The following is a 17119-nucleotide window of genomic DNA, read 5'->3' as shown; positions in this document are numbered from 1 at the left end:
GGCGGCTACCGCGGTGACACCACCGCGCCTGCGGGGCCTCAGTTGACCTCGGTCGTGCCGGTCAACTCGGCGACCTTGGCTTCGATCGACTTGGCCCACATATCGTAGCCCGCCGTCTGGGGGTGGAGGAAATCGGGCATGGTTTCCTTGGGCAGGATGCCATCGGCGGTGAGGAAGGTTCCGCTCACGTCGAGCCAATGGATCATGTCGCCGTCGGCGTATTCCTTGATCCGCGCATTGATGGCGTTGTTGAGCTGGCGGAGTTTTCCATCGGGCTTCTCGTCGCGGGGGAAGATCGAGAGCAGCAGGATCTTCGCATCCGGCTTGCGGTCGCGGAGCAGGTCGAGGATCAACTTGATGCCATCGGCCGTTTGCTCCGCGGGATCCTGGCGGTGGCCGGTGTTGTTGGTGCCGATCATCATGACGAAGAGCTTCGGGTCGACGTTCTCGAGCTCGCCGTTCATGAGCCGCCACAGGACGTGTTCGGTGCGGTCGCCGGAGTAGCCGAGGTTGAGGGCATTCCGCTTGCCGTAGTATTTCTCCCAGGTCGCCTTGCCGTGGCCTTCCCAGCCCTGGGTGATGGAGTCGCCGATGAACACCAGGTCGTGGCCGCCCTTTTTCGCCAGCGGGACCTTGGCTTCGTGGCGCTTCTTCCACCAATCCTCGCCGAAGCGGTTGGCGGGCACGGTGGCGGCGCTCATGTGGTAGCTTGCGCGCAGCTTCGAGTAGGTTTCCTGCATCTCGGCGAGCACCGGGGCGTAGGCCGGGTCGGCGTGGACGGACTGCATTTCATGCGGGTCCTTTTCCAGGTCGAAGAGGTTCCATTCCCCGGTGACGGGGAAATACATCAGCTTGTAGCGTTCGCTGCGGACGCCGTCGTGAGCCGGCACGTGGTGGGTGGCTTCACCACTGTAGAAATAGTAGATCGCCTTGCGCCAGTCGTCTGGCGTTTCGCCCTTGAGGACGGGGATGAGGCTCTTGCCCTGGATCGCGGCGGGAACCTCCACGCCGGCCGCCTCGAGGAAGGTCGGGGCGTAGTCGATGTTCTGGATCAGGGTGTCGTTGCGGGTGCCGGGCTTCACCACCCCCGGCCAGCGGGCGATGAAGGGCATGGAGAGGCTCTCCTCGAACATCCAGCGCTTGTCGTACCAGCCGTGCTCGCCGAGGTAGAAGCCCTGGTCGGAGGAATAGATGACCAGGGTGTTCTTCGCGAGACCGCTCTTGTCGAGGTAGTCGAGCATCCGGCCGACGTTCTCGTCGACGGCGCGCACGCAACGCAGGTAGTCCTTGATGTAGCGCTGGTATTTCCAGCTGGTGACCGTCTTTTCGTCGAGTTTGCCGGCTTTCATGTCGGCGATGAACGCCTGGTTTTCCGGCTCATAGGCGGCATCCCAGGATTCCTTCTGAGCCGGTGTCATGCGGGCGTACTCGCCGTTGCCGATCTGGGTGAAGGTGTCGGGGAAGAGGTTGGGGCCCTTGAACTTCATGTCGTGCGCCCAGGACATGTGGCGCGCCACGGTCATCTCCTGCTCGCCGAGGGTCGCGCTGCGGTTGGCGTAGTCGTCGCGGAAACTGGCGGGTTCGGGGAATGTCACGTCCTTGAACAGGCCGAGATGGCGGGGAGCAGGGGACCAGTTGCGGTGGGGCGCCTTGTGCTGGCACATCATGACGAAGGGCTTCGACTTGTCGCGCTCCTGGTCGAGCCACCGGATCGCCTTGTCGGTGATGATGTCGGTGGCGTAGCCCGCCTCGTGCTTCTTGCCGGTGGGGGTAATGAAGTCAGGGTTGTAGTAGCTTCCCTGACCGGGGAGGATTTCCCAGTGGTCGAAGCCGGTCGGCCGGGTGACGAGGTGCCACTTGCCGATCAGCGCGGTCTGGTAGCCGGCCTTGCGGAGCAGCTTGGGAAAGGTGGTCTGGCTGCCGTCGAAGCGGGCCTTGTCGTTGTCCAGGAAGCCGTTGATGTGGCTGTGCTTGCCGGTGAGGATGGCAGCGCGTGAAGGCCCGCAGATCGAATTGCAGCAATAGGACCGGGTGAAGACGGCCCCCTCGTTGGCAATGCGGTCGATGTTGGGGGTGGGGGCGAGGTCTTTCAGGGGGCCGCCATAGGCCGAGATCGCGTTCAGCGCGTGGTCGTCGGAGAACAGGAAAAGGATGTTCGGCCGCTCCGGCGCGGAAAGGGCGGTGCCGACGAGTAGCAGGGACAGGAGTGCTCGCATGGATCCGAGCATACGGCGGGACCGGTGCGGTCTTGCAAGGATCGGGTGGGGCACTGCAAGCGGCCATTTGACGGGAGCCCGCTCCGTGTCTTGGTTGAGGCTGCCATGAAAATTGTTCCTCTCATCAGTTCCGCCATCGCCGGCCCCCTCGGCGTGCTCCATTTGCCCCGCCTGTGGTTGAAGGTCTCGCTCGAGGCGAAGGGCTTGCTTGCCGACGGGTATCCCGGTGCGGGGCATGGCTTCGATCAAATGGTGATCGATGGCCTCGGCCTCGACCGTGCGGAGGTGTTGGCCTTCATCGCGGACGAGCGGCCGACCTATCCCCGGTTCGAGGAATGGGTCGCATCGCGCCCGGGGGTGAAGACGGATCCGGAGACGGTTTCGAAGCTGAATGCCGCGATCGCCGGCTACCATCATGACGATGAAACCCGCAGGTCGATTCTGGCGGCTTCCGGCTTGCCGGACGACGCGACGGCATTCCGCGACGCGGTCAACCTGAACAACCTGGACGACTGGCAGGAAATCCACGCCGCCCTCCTGAAATAGCGTCAATCGGCGGGATAGACGTCCGCGTTGGACGCCTGGAACTCGGCTTTCAGGCGGACGCGGAGCTTCGAGAGATCGACCAGCTTGTGGCCGGTGAACTTCCAGGCGCCATCGTTGCCATCGTGGCCGATGCCGGCGAGGAGGTGGACCGCGTCGTCGGTGATCTTGAGCGTCTCGTCCTTCGGGGCGAAGTAGAAGGAGCGCAGGGTGCTCTTCCACGAGTCGTCCTGGACGAGCTTGGGGTCGAGGTAGAAGACGTCGCCGGTCGGCTGGTGGACGATCCGCAAGTCGGGGTAGCCGCTGCGCTGGGCTTCGCCCCGCTTGTTGTGAGGGATATCGCAAGCGAGGTCGGGTTCGGCATCGAGACTCCGGTGCAAGGCGTCCTCAAAGTAGCGGGACACCTCGTTGATGCGGCGGAGCGAGCGGACGGGGGAACCTTCGGCCCCGAGGTCGGCCATGGCGCGGTCGAGGGCCGCGTTGACGGCCGCGACCACCCGGCGGTGGCTCTCGCGGCCGTCGAGGGGGATGACGTTCCTGCCCGAGCAGGCCCCGGCGACGGTGGCGAACGAGAAGTCGCGGTCGTCGAGGTCCTCGGCGAGCAGCTTGCGGACAAGCTGGATGTCCGCGTCTTCCGCCTGGCGGGTCTCGAACTTCTTCACGGCCGCCTCCATCCGCTTCTGTTCTTTTTCCCAACGCGGGTAATCCGGTTGCTTGCCGGGCCCGGTGAGCTTCCAGACGATCAGGCCGATGGGAATGAGGATGACGAGGCCTCCGACCAGGCGGACGGCGGGATGGGGCTTGCGGCTCATGGTTCGATGACGATGGCTTGCCCGAGCATGGCTTCCGCGATTTCGAAGTCGACCACGGTGCGCGCATGGATACGGCAAAGCGGGTGGCCCTGGTGGATCGGCTCGCCGCATTTGACCAGTTGGTCGAAGCCGACGGCATGGTCGACACCATCGTTCGCGCGGGCCCGGCCGGCGCCGAGCTGGAGGGCCGCCTGGCCGACGATCCCGGCGTCCACCTTGACCACCGTGCCGGTGTCGGGAGCGGGGAATTCGCGAATCAGGGGGGCGCGGTGGATGTCTCCGAGTCGCGGCAGGTCAGCGGGATTGCAGCCGTGGGCGGATACCAGTTCGTCGAACTTCCGGCGGGCCCGGCCGTCGTCGAGCATGCCCTCGAGTTCCACGCGCGGAACCGGGCTGATCTTCTCCGCGAGATCGAGGACCAGTTGACGGAGGTCCGCGGGGCCGCCGCCCTCGAGGCAATCCAGCGACTCGACGACTTCAAGGGAATTGCCGACGGCGCGACCCAGCGGTTCGGCCATCGGGTTGAGGATGGCGTGCACCTCGACACCCATCTCCTTGCCCACGGCGATCATCGAGTCGGCCAGCACGCGTGCATCGGCCTCGGTCTTCATGAAGGCGCCGCTGCCGAACTTCACGTCGAGAACCAGCTTGTCGAGCGACTCGGCGAGCTTCTTGGACATGATCGACGCGGTGATCAGCGGGATCGACGGCACCGTGCCGGTGACGTCGCGGAGGGCATAGAGTTTCTTGTCGGCCGGGCAGAAGCGGTCGGTCTGGCCCATCATTACCACGCCGATCTTTTCCAGCATCGTCCCTGCCTCGGCGAGGGAGATGCCGACCTTGAACCCGGGGATCGATTCGAGCTTGTCGAGGGTGCCGCCGGTGATGCCGAGGCCGCGGCCGGAGACCATCGGCACCCAGACGCCGGTGCAGGCGACCAAGGGGGCCAGGATCAACGAAACCTTGTCGCCGATGCCGCCGGTCGAGTGCTTGTCGACCACCGGCGGATGTCCGGCCGGATGTTCGAAGACGTCGCCGCTTTCCAGCATCGCGCGCGTCAGGGCGGCCGTCTCCACGGCATTCATGCCCTTGAAATAGACCGCCATCGCAAAGGCGGACATCTGGTAGTCGGGGATTTCGCCGGAGGTGTAACCGTCGACCAACAGGCGGATCTCGGCGGGATCGAGAGCTTCTCCCTCACGCTTGCGGGAGATGAGGGTGGGGACGTGGAGTTTCATGAAAGGGGAGCCGTGTGGCCGCGGAGCCAGTTGGCAAAGCTGGATTCGTCGATTTCGCCGGAGGCGAGGCCGAGGTAAAAGGGGTACTTTTCTTCTTCGCTTGCAGTCGGAAGCAAGCCATTGCGAACCAGAAAGGTTTCGCACGCCACGGCCGCGGTGCGCTTGTTGCCATCAAAGAACGGGTGGTTTTTCGCAAGGGCGAACGCATAGGCAGCGGCGAGCTCGCAGAGATCCGGTTTCGGCTCAGTGTAATCCCACTTGTCGAGGGGCCGGTTCAACGCCGACCGCAGCAGGTCCTCGTCGCGGACTCCCGTCCTTCCTCCATGCTCAGCGAGCTGGCGAGCGTGCATCCTGCGGATGAACTCAAGCTGCAGCCATACCGGTGGTTTCCGGCTCACTGTGCGAGCTTGCGGAGAAGGTTGCGGTTCTCACGCATGATCTTTTCCGCGATCTCCATCTGGAGCTCAACTTCATCGTCGTGGGCGGACAGCTCGATGCCGTTCGGTGTTTCCGTCAGAAACAAGGTGTCGCCCTTTTCCACCCGCAACTTCTCGAGCACTTCCTTGGGCAGGATGACCCCGGCGGAATTGCCGATGGCGGTGATCTTCAGTTTCGCGGTCATGGCAGGACGTTATAACGGATGTTCTACTTGTCGATCCGGAAACAAGAAAGCCCGCACGCCGTGAGCGACGTGCGGGCTTGGAAAGACGTCCTCCGGTTCAGAGCAGCTCGGCGACGAGCTTCTCCAGCTTGACGATGTCGGCGGCGAATCCGCGGATGCCCTGAGCGGTCTTTTCGGTGGCCATGGCGTCCTCGTTGAACGCGAGGCGGAAGGACTTCTCGTCGAAGCTGACCTTCTCGATGTCGGCGCCGGCGGAGTCCTCGGGGGACAGGCGGCGCTCGACGGCCTCGGTCGAGTCCTGCAGCTGGCCGAGCAAGCCGGGGCTGATGGTGAGAAGATCGCAACCGGCGAGCGAAAGGATCTCCCCGGTGTTGCGGAAGGAAGCGCCCATCACCTCGGTCTTGTAGCCGAACTTCTTGTAGTAGGTGTAGATCTGCTTCACCGAGATCACGCCGGGATCCGCGTCGCCCTCGTAGTTCTCGCCGGTGGAGGCCTTGTACCAATCGAGGATGCGGCCGACGAAGGGCGAGATCAGCTGGACGCCGGCTTCGGCGCAGGCCACGGCTTGGGCGAAGGAGAACAGCAGGGTGAGGTTGCAGTGGATGCCTTCCTTCTCGAGCTGCTCCGCGGCCTTGATGCCTTCCCAGGTGGAGGCGATCTTGATCAGGACGCGGTCGCGGGAGATGCCCTCCTTTTCGTAGGCGGCGATCAGCTGGTGGGCCTTGGCGACGGTGCCTTCGGTGTCGAAGGAGAGGCGGGCATCGACTTCGGTCGACACGCGGCCGGGAACGATCTTGAGGATCTCCAGGCCGAAGATGATCAGGATGCGGTCGAGGACGGAGTCGATCAAAGCCTGGCCGGTGAGGCTGGAGCCCTTGTGCTCGGTGATCGCCTGGTCGACGAGGTGCTTGTATTCCGGCTTGGCGGCGGCCTGGAGGATGAGCGACGGGTTGGTGGTCGCGTCCTGCGGCTTGTAGGCCTTCATCGATTCGAAGTCGCCGGTATCGGCGACGACGGTGGTGAACTGCTTCAGTTGGTCGAGTTGCGTGGCGCTCATGGTTGGGGGCGGGGTAGGCGGGATTGGGCCGCGTGGCGAGGCGAAAAATTCAGCGGGCGGGAGAAACATACCAATGCGGCGAAATCGTCAAGCGCCGCTCATGACCGGCAAAAATGCCGCTCATTTCCCTCTGCCTGAAGGAGTCAATCCACCCGTTTGCCACTCGCGGGTTCGATCGTGACGGGCCAGCCGGGGTAAGGCGTGTTGTCGGGAGCATCCTTGTCGGGCGAGGCCCAATATGGCCAGTTTTCCAAACGAACTTGACCGGTGGAAGGGTCCCAGACGGTGACGCTGTAGCCGACGGCGCGATCGAACAATCTGGCGGGTTCTCGCCCGGTTTTACGGGGATTGGCCACGGCGTGCAGCGTGATGTGGTTGCCGAAAGCATCCTCGTAGTCGCCGGTCCACTTCGGGGCGCCCGGGCGGCGGTTCTTGCCGTCGGTCGAGGGCATCCAGCGGCGCGGCCAGAGATTGGCAGTGGCCGGCGAGCTGATCCACCACGGGCCGTCGCCCCAGGATTTCAATCCGTACTGCCCGGTGCTGCCGAGATGCTGGTCCCCGGTGAGGTGGACGGCGTGGGCCTTGGCCAGGAGCTCGACCGCCCGCATGCGCGCATCGTGGGGCCAGCCGTTGGTATCATAGTCGGGTTTCGGTTCATCATCCGGCGCATACTCCCCCTCCTTGTAAACTGGAAGGTCCGGGACCTCGGCGTCCGAGACCATGTTCTTCGGCAGGGTCTGGGGAGCACAGAAAGGGCTTTGTGAGATGGCGATGCGGAAGGTCGTGTCTTTGGCCGGGGAATTCGACCAGCGTGTGAGATAGGCTTCCTGACGGACGCCGAGCAGCTGGCAGTCCGCGGGATCCGGGGTGGTTTTCGCGTCCCACTGGGGGTTGGCCGGCCATCCGTTCTCGATCCTGGCATCCGGCAGGAGGTCCTTCGGGGCGGATTTGAACTGCCGGTCGGCGAGGATAATGAAGTCCAGTGGACCGTAGGCGTGACGGGTGAAATACACGCTGATGCCGCTGCGGCAGGGCGAGGGGTCGGCGGGATCCGGCAGGTTCCCGGTCTGGGTGCGGTGCACGACGTTGACGAATTCCGGCGACATCTTGTAGCCGCCGGAGTCCTGGGCGAAGTTGCCGTAGCCTTTCGTAATGTCGGCCTGTTCGCCGCCGACTCCCCAGAGGTTGCCATGGAAAACGTCGTGGTCGTCGGGAATCGTGATCGAGGGCGTGTCGCGCAGGAGCTCCCGCCAGGTCCAGCCGTGCATGAAGTACTTGCGCAGGTAGGAGATCACGGCGCGGTCGCCCGGCCGGTGGTCGTAGACGAGCCCGTAACCGCCGACCCCTTCGTAGATCTGGTCCCCGTGGAAGGTGAGGAGGTCGGGTTTCTGGGCGCTGACGTTGGCAACGAGGTCCTGGTGCGGAAAGCCCGTGGCATCATTGCAGGACATCGAGACGACCTTCAGGGCGCGGCCGGTCGGTGCGGCGCGGATGGTTCCCTTGTAGGAATCTCCCAGCATGGTCACCTCGTAGGACAGGTCTTTCGACGGATCCATGCGCAGGACCCGGAAACGGGCGGTGCGGGATGTCGGATCGAGGGTTGCGAACTGGGGGTCGCGGCCGGGCAGGATCAACTGGGCTTCGATCCGTTCGCTGGTGGCGAACGGGGCTGCCTGGGCGAGGAGGCAGAGGGTGCCGCTGTTGTCCAGGGTGTAGGTCGTCCAGAGGATCGGACCGAAGGCCCGCTCGGGATGCCGGATCACCTTGGTACCCGCGAGTTCCAGTTTGCTGAACGCGAAACGGCCCTCGCCTTTGCGTTCCTGGGAGGGCGCGGCCACGCGTGGGGGACGGGCCATGGACAGGTCCGCCGTGGATCCCGGACGCGTGGAGGCCGTCAGCGAAACGAGCCCCGGAAGCCAGCTGGCGTCAGCGGTGGTGGTCACCGTTTTGAGGATCTTGCCCGCACCATCCTGCACCAGCAGGCTCAGTTTGTATTGGAACTCACCGGCGGCTTCGCCCTTGAGTTCCAGCACCACGCCGCGCAGTGGCAGCGGGAGCGGTGCATCCTCCGCCTTGGTGCCACCGATGAACGGCCGGCCCGTGAAATCGATGCCGGCGGCGAAGCCGGTGCCGCTGATCGCCGCCTCCCGGTAGTCGTCGCTGGCGCCGCGGAGGCCGCATTGGAATCCGACGAAACCCTCGCCGAACAACTCGAACGAAATCTGTTCGACCTGTGCCCTGACGGTGAACGGCGCGGCATCCTTGCCCAGCTCCGCGGTCAGCAGGACAATGTTCCGGTTTCCGCCGGAAAAGGAATTCTCGAAGCGGCCCTTCGAAACGTGCCAATCCTCGGCGGGATTCGCCCAGAAGTCCTTGCCGGTCCAGGGGCGGCGAACGTTGGCCGCGATGTCGGGAATGAAAGAGCCTTGCGCCAGGACCGGACCGGCGAGCAACAGCAGGGGGAGGAGGAAGCGGCAAATCACCCCGTCAAACTAGGGGCGGGCACCGCCGCAGGGCAATCGCGGAGTGGGGCCCCGGTCAACGGCCGTTCTCCATGTCGTACTTGGACTTCTTCAAGTACTGCTCGTCCCGGAGTTTGCGCAGGTATTCGAGGTAGCGCCGTTGTGCTTCCGGGTCCTGCCCGCCAGGGCCGACCGGGGCGTTGTTGCCGGGCGTTTGCTGGCCGTATTTCTTCCACGGGCCGTAGGGAACCTGGGCGGCTTCGACGAAGCGCCAGTGGCATTTCTCCCCGGACTGGAGGTCGAGGTAGTCGCGGATCGCCGGGGAAATGTCGATCGCCGCGCTCTTGTTGGAGCGGTTGCGGGGCTGCTTGCCCTGGAAGACATACTGCCAGTCGTCGGTCTCCCACGGCCCGCAATCCTCCCACTGTGCGTAGCAGCTGCGCTTGCCGTTGTAGATCTGGACCCAGCGGCCTTTCAGCACGGTCTTGCCCGGCTTGGGGGCGACCCTGGAGAACCACGGGATGACCTTCGACGCCTCGGGTTTGTGGCGCGACCAACCGGCGACGTCGTTGTAGGGCAGCGCGATGTAAAACGGGTTGAGCCGGGGGGTGAATCCCTTCGGACGGAACTCGCCGGTGCGGTGGTCGGCGATCCGGGCGGATGGATCCGGATCGTCGTAACCGCCAAAGTTCTGCTTCCATGCCTGGTCCCACGACGATTTGTCGTTGGGGGTCGGGTTGTTCTGGGTCGGCTGCTCACCGATCCAGAACACCGTGGCGGTGATGTTCTGGCGCCACGGGTAGAGCATCCCGTTGGCCGGGTTGACCGGGCGCACCGGGGCCGTCGGCCGGTTCGAGGTCGGGATCACCACGCGCGGGAGATTGGTCCGGGTCGTTGCCGCCTGGCCGAAGAGCTGGGTGCCGAAGAGGGGAAAAACAAGCGCCGCCAGAAACAAGCCGCGGGAGGATGGCCCGGTGCCTGGGATTGTTGTGGTGGTGGTCGATCTTCCCATCGTGTCGCGTTGGATTAGAACCGCCTGAGCACGGTTTCCCTCAGGAACCGCTCGTCGGTGCCGCGGTAGTCTAGCGTATGATGCAAGCCCCTCGATTCGCGGCGCCGGATGGCGCAATCGACGACGAGGGAAGCGACTGCCACGAGGTTGCGCAACTCCAGAATATCGGCGGTGACGCGGTGGCCCCAGTAGAACTCGCGGACCTCCTTCTTGAGGTTCCGCAGGCGAGTGGCGGCCCGGCGCAGGCGGTTGTCGGTGCGGACGATCGACACATAGTCCCACATCAACCGCCGCAATTCATCCCAGTTGTGGTAAATCACCACCAGCTCGTCCGGGGCGGTGACGTCGCCATGGTGCCACTCCGGGATGTCCGGGGCTTCGTCGGCGTGGCGCTGCACCTGATAGTGGTGGAGGATGTCGTCGAGCGCCCGGCGGGCGGTGACATTTCCTTCGAGGAGGGAATTCGACGCCAGCCGGTTGGCGCCGTGGAGTCCCGTGCTGGCCACCTCGCCGATCGCATACAGCCCGCGGATGGTGGTCTTGCCATTCACGTCGGTGAGGACTCCGCCACATTGATAGTGGGCCGCCGGAACCACCGGAATCGGCTGCTTCTCGCAGTCGAGGCCATAGCTGCGGAGCTTTTCATAAATGAACGGAAAGCGCTCTCTCATGAACCCGGCAGGCTTGTGGGTCACGTCGAGATAGACGCATGCCGCGCCAGTCCGCTTGATTTCGCGGTCGATGGCGCGGGCGACGATGTCGCGCGGGGCGAGCGAGCCGCGGGGGTCGACCTTGCGGGTGAAGTCCTCGCCGCGGGAGTTGATGAGGATTCCGCCCTCGCCCCGCACCGCCTCGCTGACGAGGAAGGATCGCGCCTCCGGGCCGGTGGCCGCGGGGTTGTAGAAGCAGGTGGGGTGGAACTGGATGAACTCCATGTTCGCCACGCTGGCCCCAGCCCGCCAGGCCATCGCGACGCCGTCGCCGGTGGAGGAATCCGGATTGGTGGTATAGAGGTAAACCTTGCCGCAGCCGCCGGTCGCCAGCAGCACCCGGTCGGAGCGGAAGATCTTCACCTCGCCGGACTCCTTCTCCAGGACGTAGGCGCCCAGCACCCGGTCCTCGGTCACGCTGCCGAGCTTGCCGGTGGTGATCAGGTCGATGCTGAAGTGATTCTCCAACAGGGTGAGGTTGGGCGTGCGGCGCGCCACCTCGATCAAGGACTCGGCGATTTCCCGGCCGGTGGTGTCGCGGGCATGAAGGATCCGGCGCTTCGAGTGGCCGCCTTCCTTCCCCAAGGCGAAATGGTCGCCCTCCTTGTCGAAATCGACCCCGTAGCCCAGCAGGTCGTCCACGGTGGCGGCACCTTCGGTGACGATGGTTCGCACCACGTCCTCCTTGCAGAGGCCCGCGCCGGCATCGAGGGTGTCGGCGATGTGAAGCTCGACGCTGTCGCCTTCATCGCGCAGACCCTCGGGCAAAACCGAGGCGAGCCCGCCCTGCGCCCAGGCGGTGTTGGAGTCGATCGCGGCTCCCTTGGTCAGCACCACCACCGACCCGTGCCTGGCGGCACGGATGGCAAAGGAGAGGCCGGCAATGCCTGACCCGATCACCAGGAAGTCTGACGTCATGGGGGCGGCAGGATGCCCGGCCTGAAGGTGACGAAAAGGCCAAAAACCGTCAGGGAGGGGGCATTGGTCCGTTGAACTCTGGCTCGGAGCCCCGCGATGCCCCTCGACAGGGTTAATCCGCACATCCACGCTCAGCCCGCTGAAAACGCTTTCCTACCGAACAGTCCGGCGGTCGTTCGCGCTCGGCTCGTTTCTGATCATGAGCTCGTTTGGCGGTGCGATTTTCTTCGGGTCCGAGGAGTGGTGGCCCGTCGTGGGGGGATTCCTTTTCTGGGGAACCATCGTGGGGAACGTGTCCTTTTTCCTGACAGTCCTAGTTTTGCGTAAACTCGGAAGTCTTGAAATCATCTACACCGATGCGGATCGGACAAGCTACCTCTACAACATGGGACGCCAGCACGATCTGATGAAGGAAATGCGCCGGAGAAAACGGGGCGAGTGACGGGATGCCTTGCTAGGGGCACAGCGTCACATGGTCGATCAGCCGGACATCGCCGTAGAAAACCGCGGTCGCAAGCACCGCCGGGCGCTGGATCCGGCCGACCGGTTGCAAGGTTTCGGCATCAACGAGTTCGAGGTAGTCGATCCTGAGGAACGGCGATTCCTCGAGGTGCTTGCGGGCGCGGGCCAGGAAGAGGTCGCCGCTCCTTTCGCCGCAGCGGAGAAGCGATAGCACCCCTTGAAGCGCGCGCTGGATCCGCGGGGCGTCGGCGCGATGCTCCGCGGTGAGCCGGACGTTGCGCGAGGACATCGCGAGGCCGTCCGGTTCGCGGACGGTCGGGAGGCCGACGACTTCAACCGGCACGTCGAGGTCGCGGGTCATGCGGCGCAGGATGGCGAGCTGCTGGAAGTCCTTTTCCCCGAAAACCGCCGCCTCGGGTTGGAACAGGTTGAACAGCTTCAGCACGACGGTGCAAACCCCGTCGAAGTGCCCCGGCCGGGTGGCCCCGCAGAGGTGCTTGGAAAGCAGGGTTTCGGTCACCGTGACGGAACGGTCCGGATAATACATGGAGCCGCTCGCCGGGACGAAGGCGAGATCGACCCCGGCGGCCTGGCATTGGGCGAGGTCGTCGGCGAGCGGACGGGGGTAAGCGGCCAGGTCGGCGGGGCGGTCGAACTGGATCGGGTTCACGAAGATCGAGACCGCCACGCTGCCCGTGGATCCGGCGATCTCACGGGCCTTCCGGATCAGGGCGAGATGGCCTTGGTGGAGGGCACCCATGGTCGGCACGAGGATCAAGGGGCGCGGCAGATCGGCGACCTGCAAGCGAAGTTTTTCCGGGGTGTCTGCGGTCCGCATGGCGCCGGAAGATCGTTGGCGGAGGGCCCTTCGGCAAGGCCGGGATGGGGCGTTGACGCTGCCGGGAATTCGGTTCAACCTCCGCTCCAATCCCGCCGGGAACCCCACTCATTCATGACCATCATTCGCCGAATTTCCGCAGTCCTCGCCGCCGTTGCCCTGCTCGGGTCCGCCTCGGCGCAAGAGGGCAAGCTCAAGATCGCCACTGTCGACATGCAGCAGCTTTTCAAGGAATACCACCGGACGAACGAGGCGCAGAAAGAGATCAACGTCGAGCGCGCACGGATCCAGAAGGACAACAACGACCGCCTGGGCCGCATCCGCGAGCTGGACACCGATCTCCAGAACATGCGCAAGCAGCTGGAGGATCCGTCGATTTCCGATTCCAAGAAGCAGAGCGTCTTCAACGAGTGGAACATCAAGCAGCAGGAGGGGATCGCCCTCGATCGTGAACGCCGCGAGTTCCTCCAGCGCCGCAACCAATCGCTCAACGAGAAGATGGTGGCCCGGATGAAGGGCATCCTCGACGAAATCCGCAAGCTGGTGGAGGAAAAGGCCCAGAAGGAAGACTACGACTACGTCTTCGACAAGTCCGGCCTCAGCACCTCGCAGGTGCCCTTCTTCCTCTACACCAAGGACGCGACCGACATCACCGACGGGCTGCTCAAGGAGCTGAACAAGGACGCCCCGGCGGAAGAGGCTCCTTCCGAAGAAGCCCCGGCTCCCGCTGAAGGCGGCGAGTGATCCCAGTCCAGCCGTCCTGCCCGTGGCCTTGACGCTTTCCGAGCTCGCCCGCTTGGTCGATGGTGACATCGTCCGCGGCGAGCTCGATTTTTTGGTGGAAGGCATCGCCGCTCTCGATGAGGCGGGGAGTGCCGAGCTGTCGTTCCTCGGCAACGAGAAGTACCGGTCCCAGTTCCTGACCACGCGGGCGGGGGCGGTGATCGTCCCGCGCGGGGTCGCCGAAGGCCCGGAGGGCGTCGCCTTGATCGCGGCCGACAATCCGTCGTTCGCCTTCGGCCTGGCGGTGAAGCTCTTCGTCGCCGCGACCGCCCGGACTTTCCAGCCGGGGATTCATCCCCGTGCCATCGTCGATGAAGCGGCAAGCCTCGATGCTACCAAGGTGCGGATTCACGCCGGAGCCGTCATCATGGCCGGAGCCGTGATCGGCGAAGGCAGCGAGGTCGGTCCGAATAGCGTGGTGGGAGAGGATGTGGCGGTCGGCAAGGATTGCCTTCTTCATGCCAATGTCACCGTGCGCGAGCGCTGCATCCTCGGTGATCGGGTGATCATCCAGCCCGGAGCGGTCATCGGTTCCGACGGCTACGGCTACGAGGTCGTGGAAGGTCGCCACGTCAAGGTCGATCAAGTCGGGATCGTCGAGATCCAGGACGACGTCGAGATCGGAGCCAACACCACGATCGACCGGGCCCGCTTCGGCCGGACCGTGATCGGCGAGGGGACCAAGATCGACAATCTGGTGCAGGTTGCCCACAACGTTCAGCTTGGCAAGCACTGCCTGCTGGTTTCGCAGTCGGGCCTGGCTGGAAGTTCGCGCACCGGCAGCTACGTCGTCGTCGCCGCCCAGGCGGGAATCGGTGGTCATGTGAAGATCGGCGACAAGGCGGTGCTCGCCGGTCGTGCCGGCGCGACCACCGATCTCGAAGGCGGCCAAACCTACGGCGGTTTCCCGGCCCGGCCCTTCATGGAAGAACAGCGCTCCCGGGCCTTGATCCGACAGCTGCCGAAGCTGGTGGAGCGGGTGAAGTCGCTGGAAAAGCAAACCGGAAAATGATCCGGCTCAGCGGGCGGCAGTCGCCCGGCTCTTGGCGCGGATGATTTTCACCGGCACCGCATTGGTGGCGTCTTCCAGCATCCGGCGGCGGGCCAGCAATCCCGCCTTGGCGTTCTGATGGGGGGCCCAGCGGTCCCCGGCCGCCACGCTTTCGGCCGGACTGAGCAGAGCCGGCGCGATCTGGTCGAGCCATGGCCGCAGCACATCCAGTTCGCTATGGGTGAAGCGATGGAAAACCGGCTCCTTGAAGGTGATGATCAGGTCGCCCTCGATCGTCGGTTCGGGAACGAACCTCGCGTCATCCTCGGCGCAGTTCGACAGCATCTTGCGGGCCTCCGCCAAGGGGTCGGTGCAGGGCTCGGAGACCACGACACAGGTGCCTCGGCGGAACAGCACGAAGCTGCGGTCCTCGCTGACATGCCGGGAGCAGAACTGGACGAGTTCGTCGGTGGAGGGGGCGGGAACGTCTCCCTCTGGCACCCGCGCCAAGCCCGGTGACGGATTGCCATGGGGGGCTGCGGGAGCGGTTCGTGCGGCCGGCTTTTCTTTTTTTAGAGTGGGGGAGGGTAAGAGAATGGCCGCAATCAGCCCGAAAATCCCGGCCAGCAACAATGCAAGCGACAAGGCGATGCGCGAGGAGAGCGGGCTCCGTGAAGCATCTTTAGGATTAAGCATGCCGAAGTTTTTAAAAATCTTGACGGTTAAGCAAGCTTAAGTTTTTATGTCCCTGCTGCCCACCCAATAACACATGAAAACTGCGATTCTCCCACTTCGCGGTTTGCGTTCCCAACTGAGTCTCCTCTGTGCGATGTCATTCGGCATCCTCACGGCGGGACTGCAGGCGCAAACTGCTCCGGAACCCGTCGACAGCGAATTGATCCTTTTGGTTGATGTCACTTCGCCCGGTTTCAATCCCGGGGAAATGAGCAGTGTCATCGGAGGTCTGGCCGACGCGATGAGCAGCGGCGATGTCATGAATTCCATCCAGTCGGGCGCCTACGGCCGCATCGCGGTGTCGTTGATGTTCTACGGCGACTCCTCCACCCAAACGGTGGGGATTCCCTGGATGATGATCGGGAATTCGACCGATGCACAGCAGTTCGCCGACTTGATCCGCGGTGTGAGCATCCCCTCATCCGGTGGCAACTCGGCGCTGGCCCCGGCGCTGGAAGCGGCTGCGCTTTATTTCGGAAGCGAGACCGGTGCCAGCGACAACGGTTTCCAGAGTGTTTCACAGATGATCGAACTGGTGGTGGCAACCGAGCCCAAGGCGAAGACCACCGCCGAGGTCACCGCCGCCCGGGACGCGGCTTTGGCATCCGGGGTGGATGTGATCAATGCAATCGCGCTCGGCAACAAGAGCACCGACGTGGAGGCCTATTTTGCTGCCAACGTGATCGGGGGAGATGTCGGTGGCCTCGCGGCATCCAGCACCTCGTCGGCGATCGACACGGCGCTGCCGGCACTACTTTCCGGCCAGCTGTCGGGTGGGGTGGCGGCGGCGGCTTCCGACTCTCTCACCTCGGTGCCCGAGCCGTCGCCGGTCATCGGTTTGATTTCTGGGCTCTCGATCCTGTTGATTCGCCGCCATCGCAGCCGGTGAGTTTCCCGTGGAATTACGGCCATGAGACTCTTCGCCGTCACTCTTCCAGCCAAACGGCCTGCGCCGACCAGCCGGGCAATCGACCCGGAGATTGCCGAACAGGTGGGACAGGAAATCCTGAAGAATGAACTTGAGCCGGCCGCCTGGGCGAATGCCCTGGCTGTCAGTGGAGGCCGGAGGCAGGAAGCCCTGGCCGCCTACGCAAGGATCCGCATGCAGCAGGTGGCTTCGCGCAACCGCCAGCGGCGGGCGAAGGCGAAATCCTTTGAAGCCCGTCGCCTGACCACTTGCCTCGGCGTCAAGACCGTCCAGGACTTGCTCCAGCGCTCGAACCGTGGCGGCCAATTGAACCTGGCGAAGCCCCGCTTGTCATTCATCTGGCTGGCGATCCTGCTGTTGGGATCCGCCGGCACCATTGCCAGCGCGGGCCGTCTGTTCGGGGAGTTCATCCCCGACCGGATCGAACGGCTGATTCCCGCGGTGGCGCTGATCTGCGGTTTCATCACGGTGGGCGGCGTGCTGCTGCTGCGGGTTGTCCTGCCAAAGCGCTGGGTGATGCTGGGCTGGAACCTTGGTTTGGCGAGCGCCTGCTCGCTGGCCTGTTTCGGATCCTTGTGTTTCGGTGCCAAGTTGATCGCCCACACTTCCCCGGAGGTGATCCAGCGGATTGCGTCACCGCCGGCGGAGGAGATGCCCCGGGAGGTGCCTCAATTGGTGAAGCCGAAGATCACGCCCGGGCAACTTCCGGGGCTTGCCTCCGGAAACGAACAGGCCGCGTTCGCGGAGTAATTGCCGATTTCCGGTTTCCCTCGGGCGATAGCCTGCTACATC

Annotated in this window: 18 protein-coding genes; 7 read left to right on the top strand and 11 right to left on the bottom strand. The window is 64.3% G+C overall.

Going from position 1 to position 17119, the window contains the following annotated elements:
• Nucleotides 1-38: 38 nt before the first annotated feature.
• On the bottom strand, nucleotides 39-2216 hold the full coding sequence (locus IG178_RS06690) for a sulfatase/phosphatase domain-containing protein (RefSeq protein WP_193211749.1): 2178 nt from the start codon (nucleotides 2214-2216) through the stop codon (nucleotides 39-41).
• A 105-nt stretch (nucleotides 2217-2321) separates the two neighbouring features.
• Between IG178_RS06690 and IG178_RS06685 the strand changes: the two genes are divergently transcribed.
• A complete protein-coding gene (locus IG178_RS06685) occupies nucleotides 2322-2762 on the top strand; it encodes a DUF5069 domain-containing protein (RefSeq protein ID WP_193211748.1) in 441 nt (146 codons plus the stop codon).
• Nucleotides 2763-2764: 2 nt separating this feature from the next.
• Here IG178_RS06685 and IG178_RS06680 read toward each other — a convergent pair whose 3' ends face one another.
• The 8 genes from IG178_RS06680 to nadB all read right to left on the bottom strand — a co-directional run bounded on the left by IG178_RS06680 (nucleotide 2765) and on the right by nadB (nucleotide 11590).
• Complete coding sequence (locus tag IG178_RS06680; protein WP_193211747.1) at nucleotides 2765-3571, bottom strand: hypothetical protein; 807 nt, start codon at nucleotides 3569-3571, stop codon at nucleotides 2765-2767.
• Nucleotides 3568-4809 carry a thymidine phosphorylase gene (locus IG178_RS06675; RefSeq protein WP_193211746.1) on the bottom strand — a complete coding sequence of 414 codons (1242 nt, stop codon included), beginning with the start codon at nucleotides 4807-4809 and terminating at the stop codon, nucleotides 3568-3570. The genes IG178_RS06680 and IG178_RS06675 overlap by 4 nt, the downstream gene beginning before the upstream one ends.
• Nucleotides 4806-5207, bottom strand: coding sequence for a type II toxin-antitoxin system death-on-curing family toxin (locus IG178_RS06670; RefSeq protein ID WP_343225939.1), 402 nt, complete (start codon nucleotides 5205-5207; stop codon nucleotides 4806-4808). Before IG178_RS06670 ends, IG178_RS06675 begins: the two co-directional genes overlap by 4 nt.
• On the bottom strand, nucleotides 5204-5431 hold the full coding sequence (locus IG178_RS06665) for an AbrB/MazE/SpoVT family DNA-binding domain-containing protein (RefSeq protein ID WP_193211745.1): 228 nt from the start codon (nucleotides 5429-5431) through the stop codon (nucleotides 5204-5206). The genes IG178_RS06670 and IG178_RS06665 overlap by 4 nt, the downstream gene beginning before the upstream one ends.
• Nucleotides 5432-5528: 97 nt before the next feature.
• Nucleotides 5529-6488 (bottom strand): transaldolase, encoded by a 960-nt coding sequence (gene tal, locus IG178_RS06660; protein ID WP_193211744.1) that lies wholly within the window; start codon nucleotides 6486-6488, stop codon nucleotides 5529-5531.
• A 143-nt stretch (nucleotides 6489-6631) separates the two neighbouring features.
• Nucleotides 6632-8971 carry an alkaline phosphatase D family protein gene (locus tag IG178_RS26150; RefSeq protein ID WP_193211743.1) on the bottom strand — a complete coding sequence of 780 codons (2340 nt, stop codon included), beginning with the start codon at nucleotides 8969-8971 and terminating at the stop codon, nucleotides 6632-6634.
• Between the two features lie 55 nt (nucleotides 8972-9026).
• A complete protein-coding gene (locus IG178_RS06650; RefSeq protein ID WP_226895012.1) occupies nucleotides 9027-9905 on the bottom strand; it encodes a hypothetical protein in 879 nt (292 codons plus the stop codon).
• Between the two features lie 71 nt (nucleotides 9906-9976).
• Nucleotides 9977-11590: an L-aspartate oxidase gene (gene nadB / locus IG178_RS06645; RefSeq protein WP_193211742.1), complete on the bottom strand. Its 1614-nt coding sequence runs from the start codon at nucleotides 11588-11590 to the stop codon at nucleotides 9977-9979.
• 199 nt (nucleotides 11591-11789) lie between these two features.
• On the opposite strand from nadB, the gene IG178_RS06640 reads away from it, so the two are divergent.
• The gene (locus tag IG178_RS06640; protein WP_193211741.1) at nucleotides 11790-12032 is read left to right on the top strand and encodes a hypothetical protein; all 243 of its coding nucleotides are present in this window, start codon (nucleotides 11790-11792) and stop codon (nucleotides 12030-12032) included.
• 12 nt (nucleotides 12033-12044) lie between these two features.
• Here the strand turns inward: IG178_RS06640 and panC are convergent, their stop codons facing one another.
• Nucleotides 12045-12890, bottom strand: a complete 846-nt coding sequence (gene panC / locus IG178_RS06635) for a pantoate--beta-alanine ligase (protein ID WP_193211740.1) — start codon at nucleotides 12888-12890, stop codon at nucleotides 12045-12047.
• 114 nt (nucleotides 12891-13004) lie between these two features.
• Here panC and IG178_RS06630 point away from each other — a divergent pair, with 114 nt between their 5' ends.
• Complete coding sequence (locus IG178_RS06630; RefSeq protein ID WP_193211739.1) at nucleotides 13005-13634, top strand: OmpH/Skp family outer membrane protein; 630 nt, start codon at nucleotides 13005-13007, stop codon at nucleotides 13632-13634.
• Between the two features lie 22 nt (nucleotides 13635-13656).
• Nucleotides 13657-14685 (top strand): UDP-3-O-(3-hydroxymyristoyl)glucosamine N-acyltransferase, encoded by a 1029-nt coding sequence (gene lpxD, locus IG178_RS06625; protein WP_193211738.1) that lies wholly within the window; start codon nucleotides 13657-13659, stop codon nucleotides 14683-14685.
• 6 nt (nucleotides 14686-14691) lie between these two features.
• Here the strand turns inward: lpxD and IG178_RS06620 are convergent, their stop codons facing one another.
• A complete protein-coding gene (locus tag IG178_RS06620; protein WP_193211737.1) occupies nucleotides 14692-15165 on the bottom strand; it encodes a hypothetical protein in 474 nt (157 codons plus the stop codon).
• A 94-nt stretch (nucleotides 15166-15259) separates the two neighbouring features.
• On the opposite strand from IG178_RS06620, the gene IG178_RS25405 reads away from it, so the two are divergent.
• From IG178_RS25405 to IG178_RS06610, 3 genes are all read left to right on the top strand, one after another.
• A complete protein-coding gene (locus IG178_RS25405; RefSeq protein ID WP_226895011.1) occupies nucleotides 15260-15400 on the top strand; it encodes a hypothetical protein in 141 nt (46 codons plus the stop codon).
• A 93-nt stretch (nucleotides 15401-15493) separates the two neighbouring features.
• Entirely contained in the window at nucleotides 15494-16288 is a 795-nt protein-coding gene (locus IG178_RS06615) for a DUF1194 domain-containing protein (RefSeq protein WP_193211736.1), read from the top strand.
• 21 nt (nucleotides 16289-16309) lie between these two features.
• A complete protein-coding gene (locus IG178_RS06610) occupies nucleotides 16310-17077 on the top strand; it encodes a hypothetical protein (protein ID WP_193211735.1) in 768 nt (255 codons plus the stop codon).
• Nucleotides 17078-17119 lie beyond the last annotated feature (42 nt).

The organism is Neoluteolibacter marinus, assembly GCF_014904755.1.
In the GTDB taxonomy this organism is placed as follows: Bacteria; Verrucomicrobiota; Verrucomicrobiia; order Verrucomicrobiales; family Akkermansiaceae; genus Haloferula; species Haloferula marina.
This window is presented reverse-complemented; position numbering and strand designations above follow the sequence as displayed.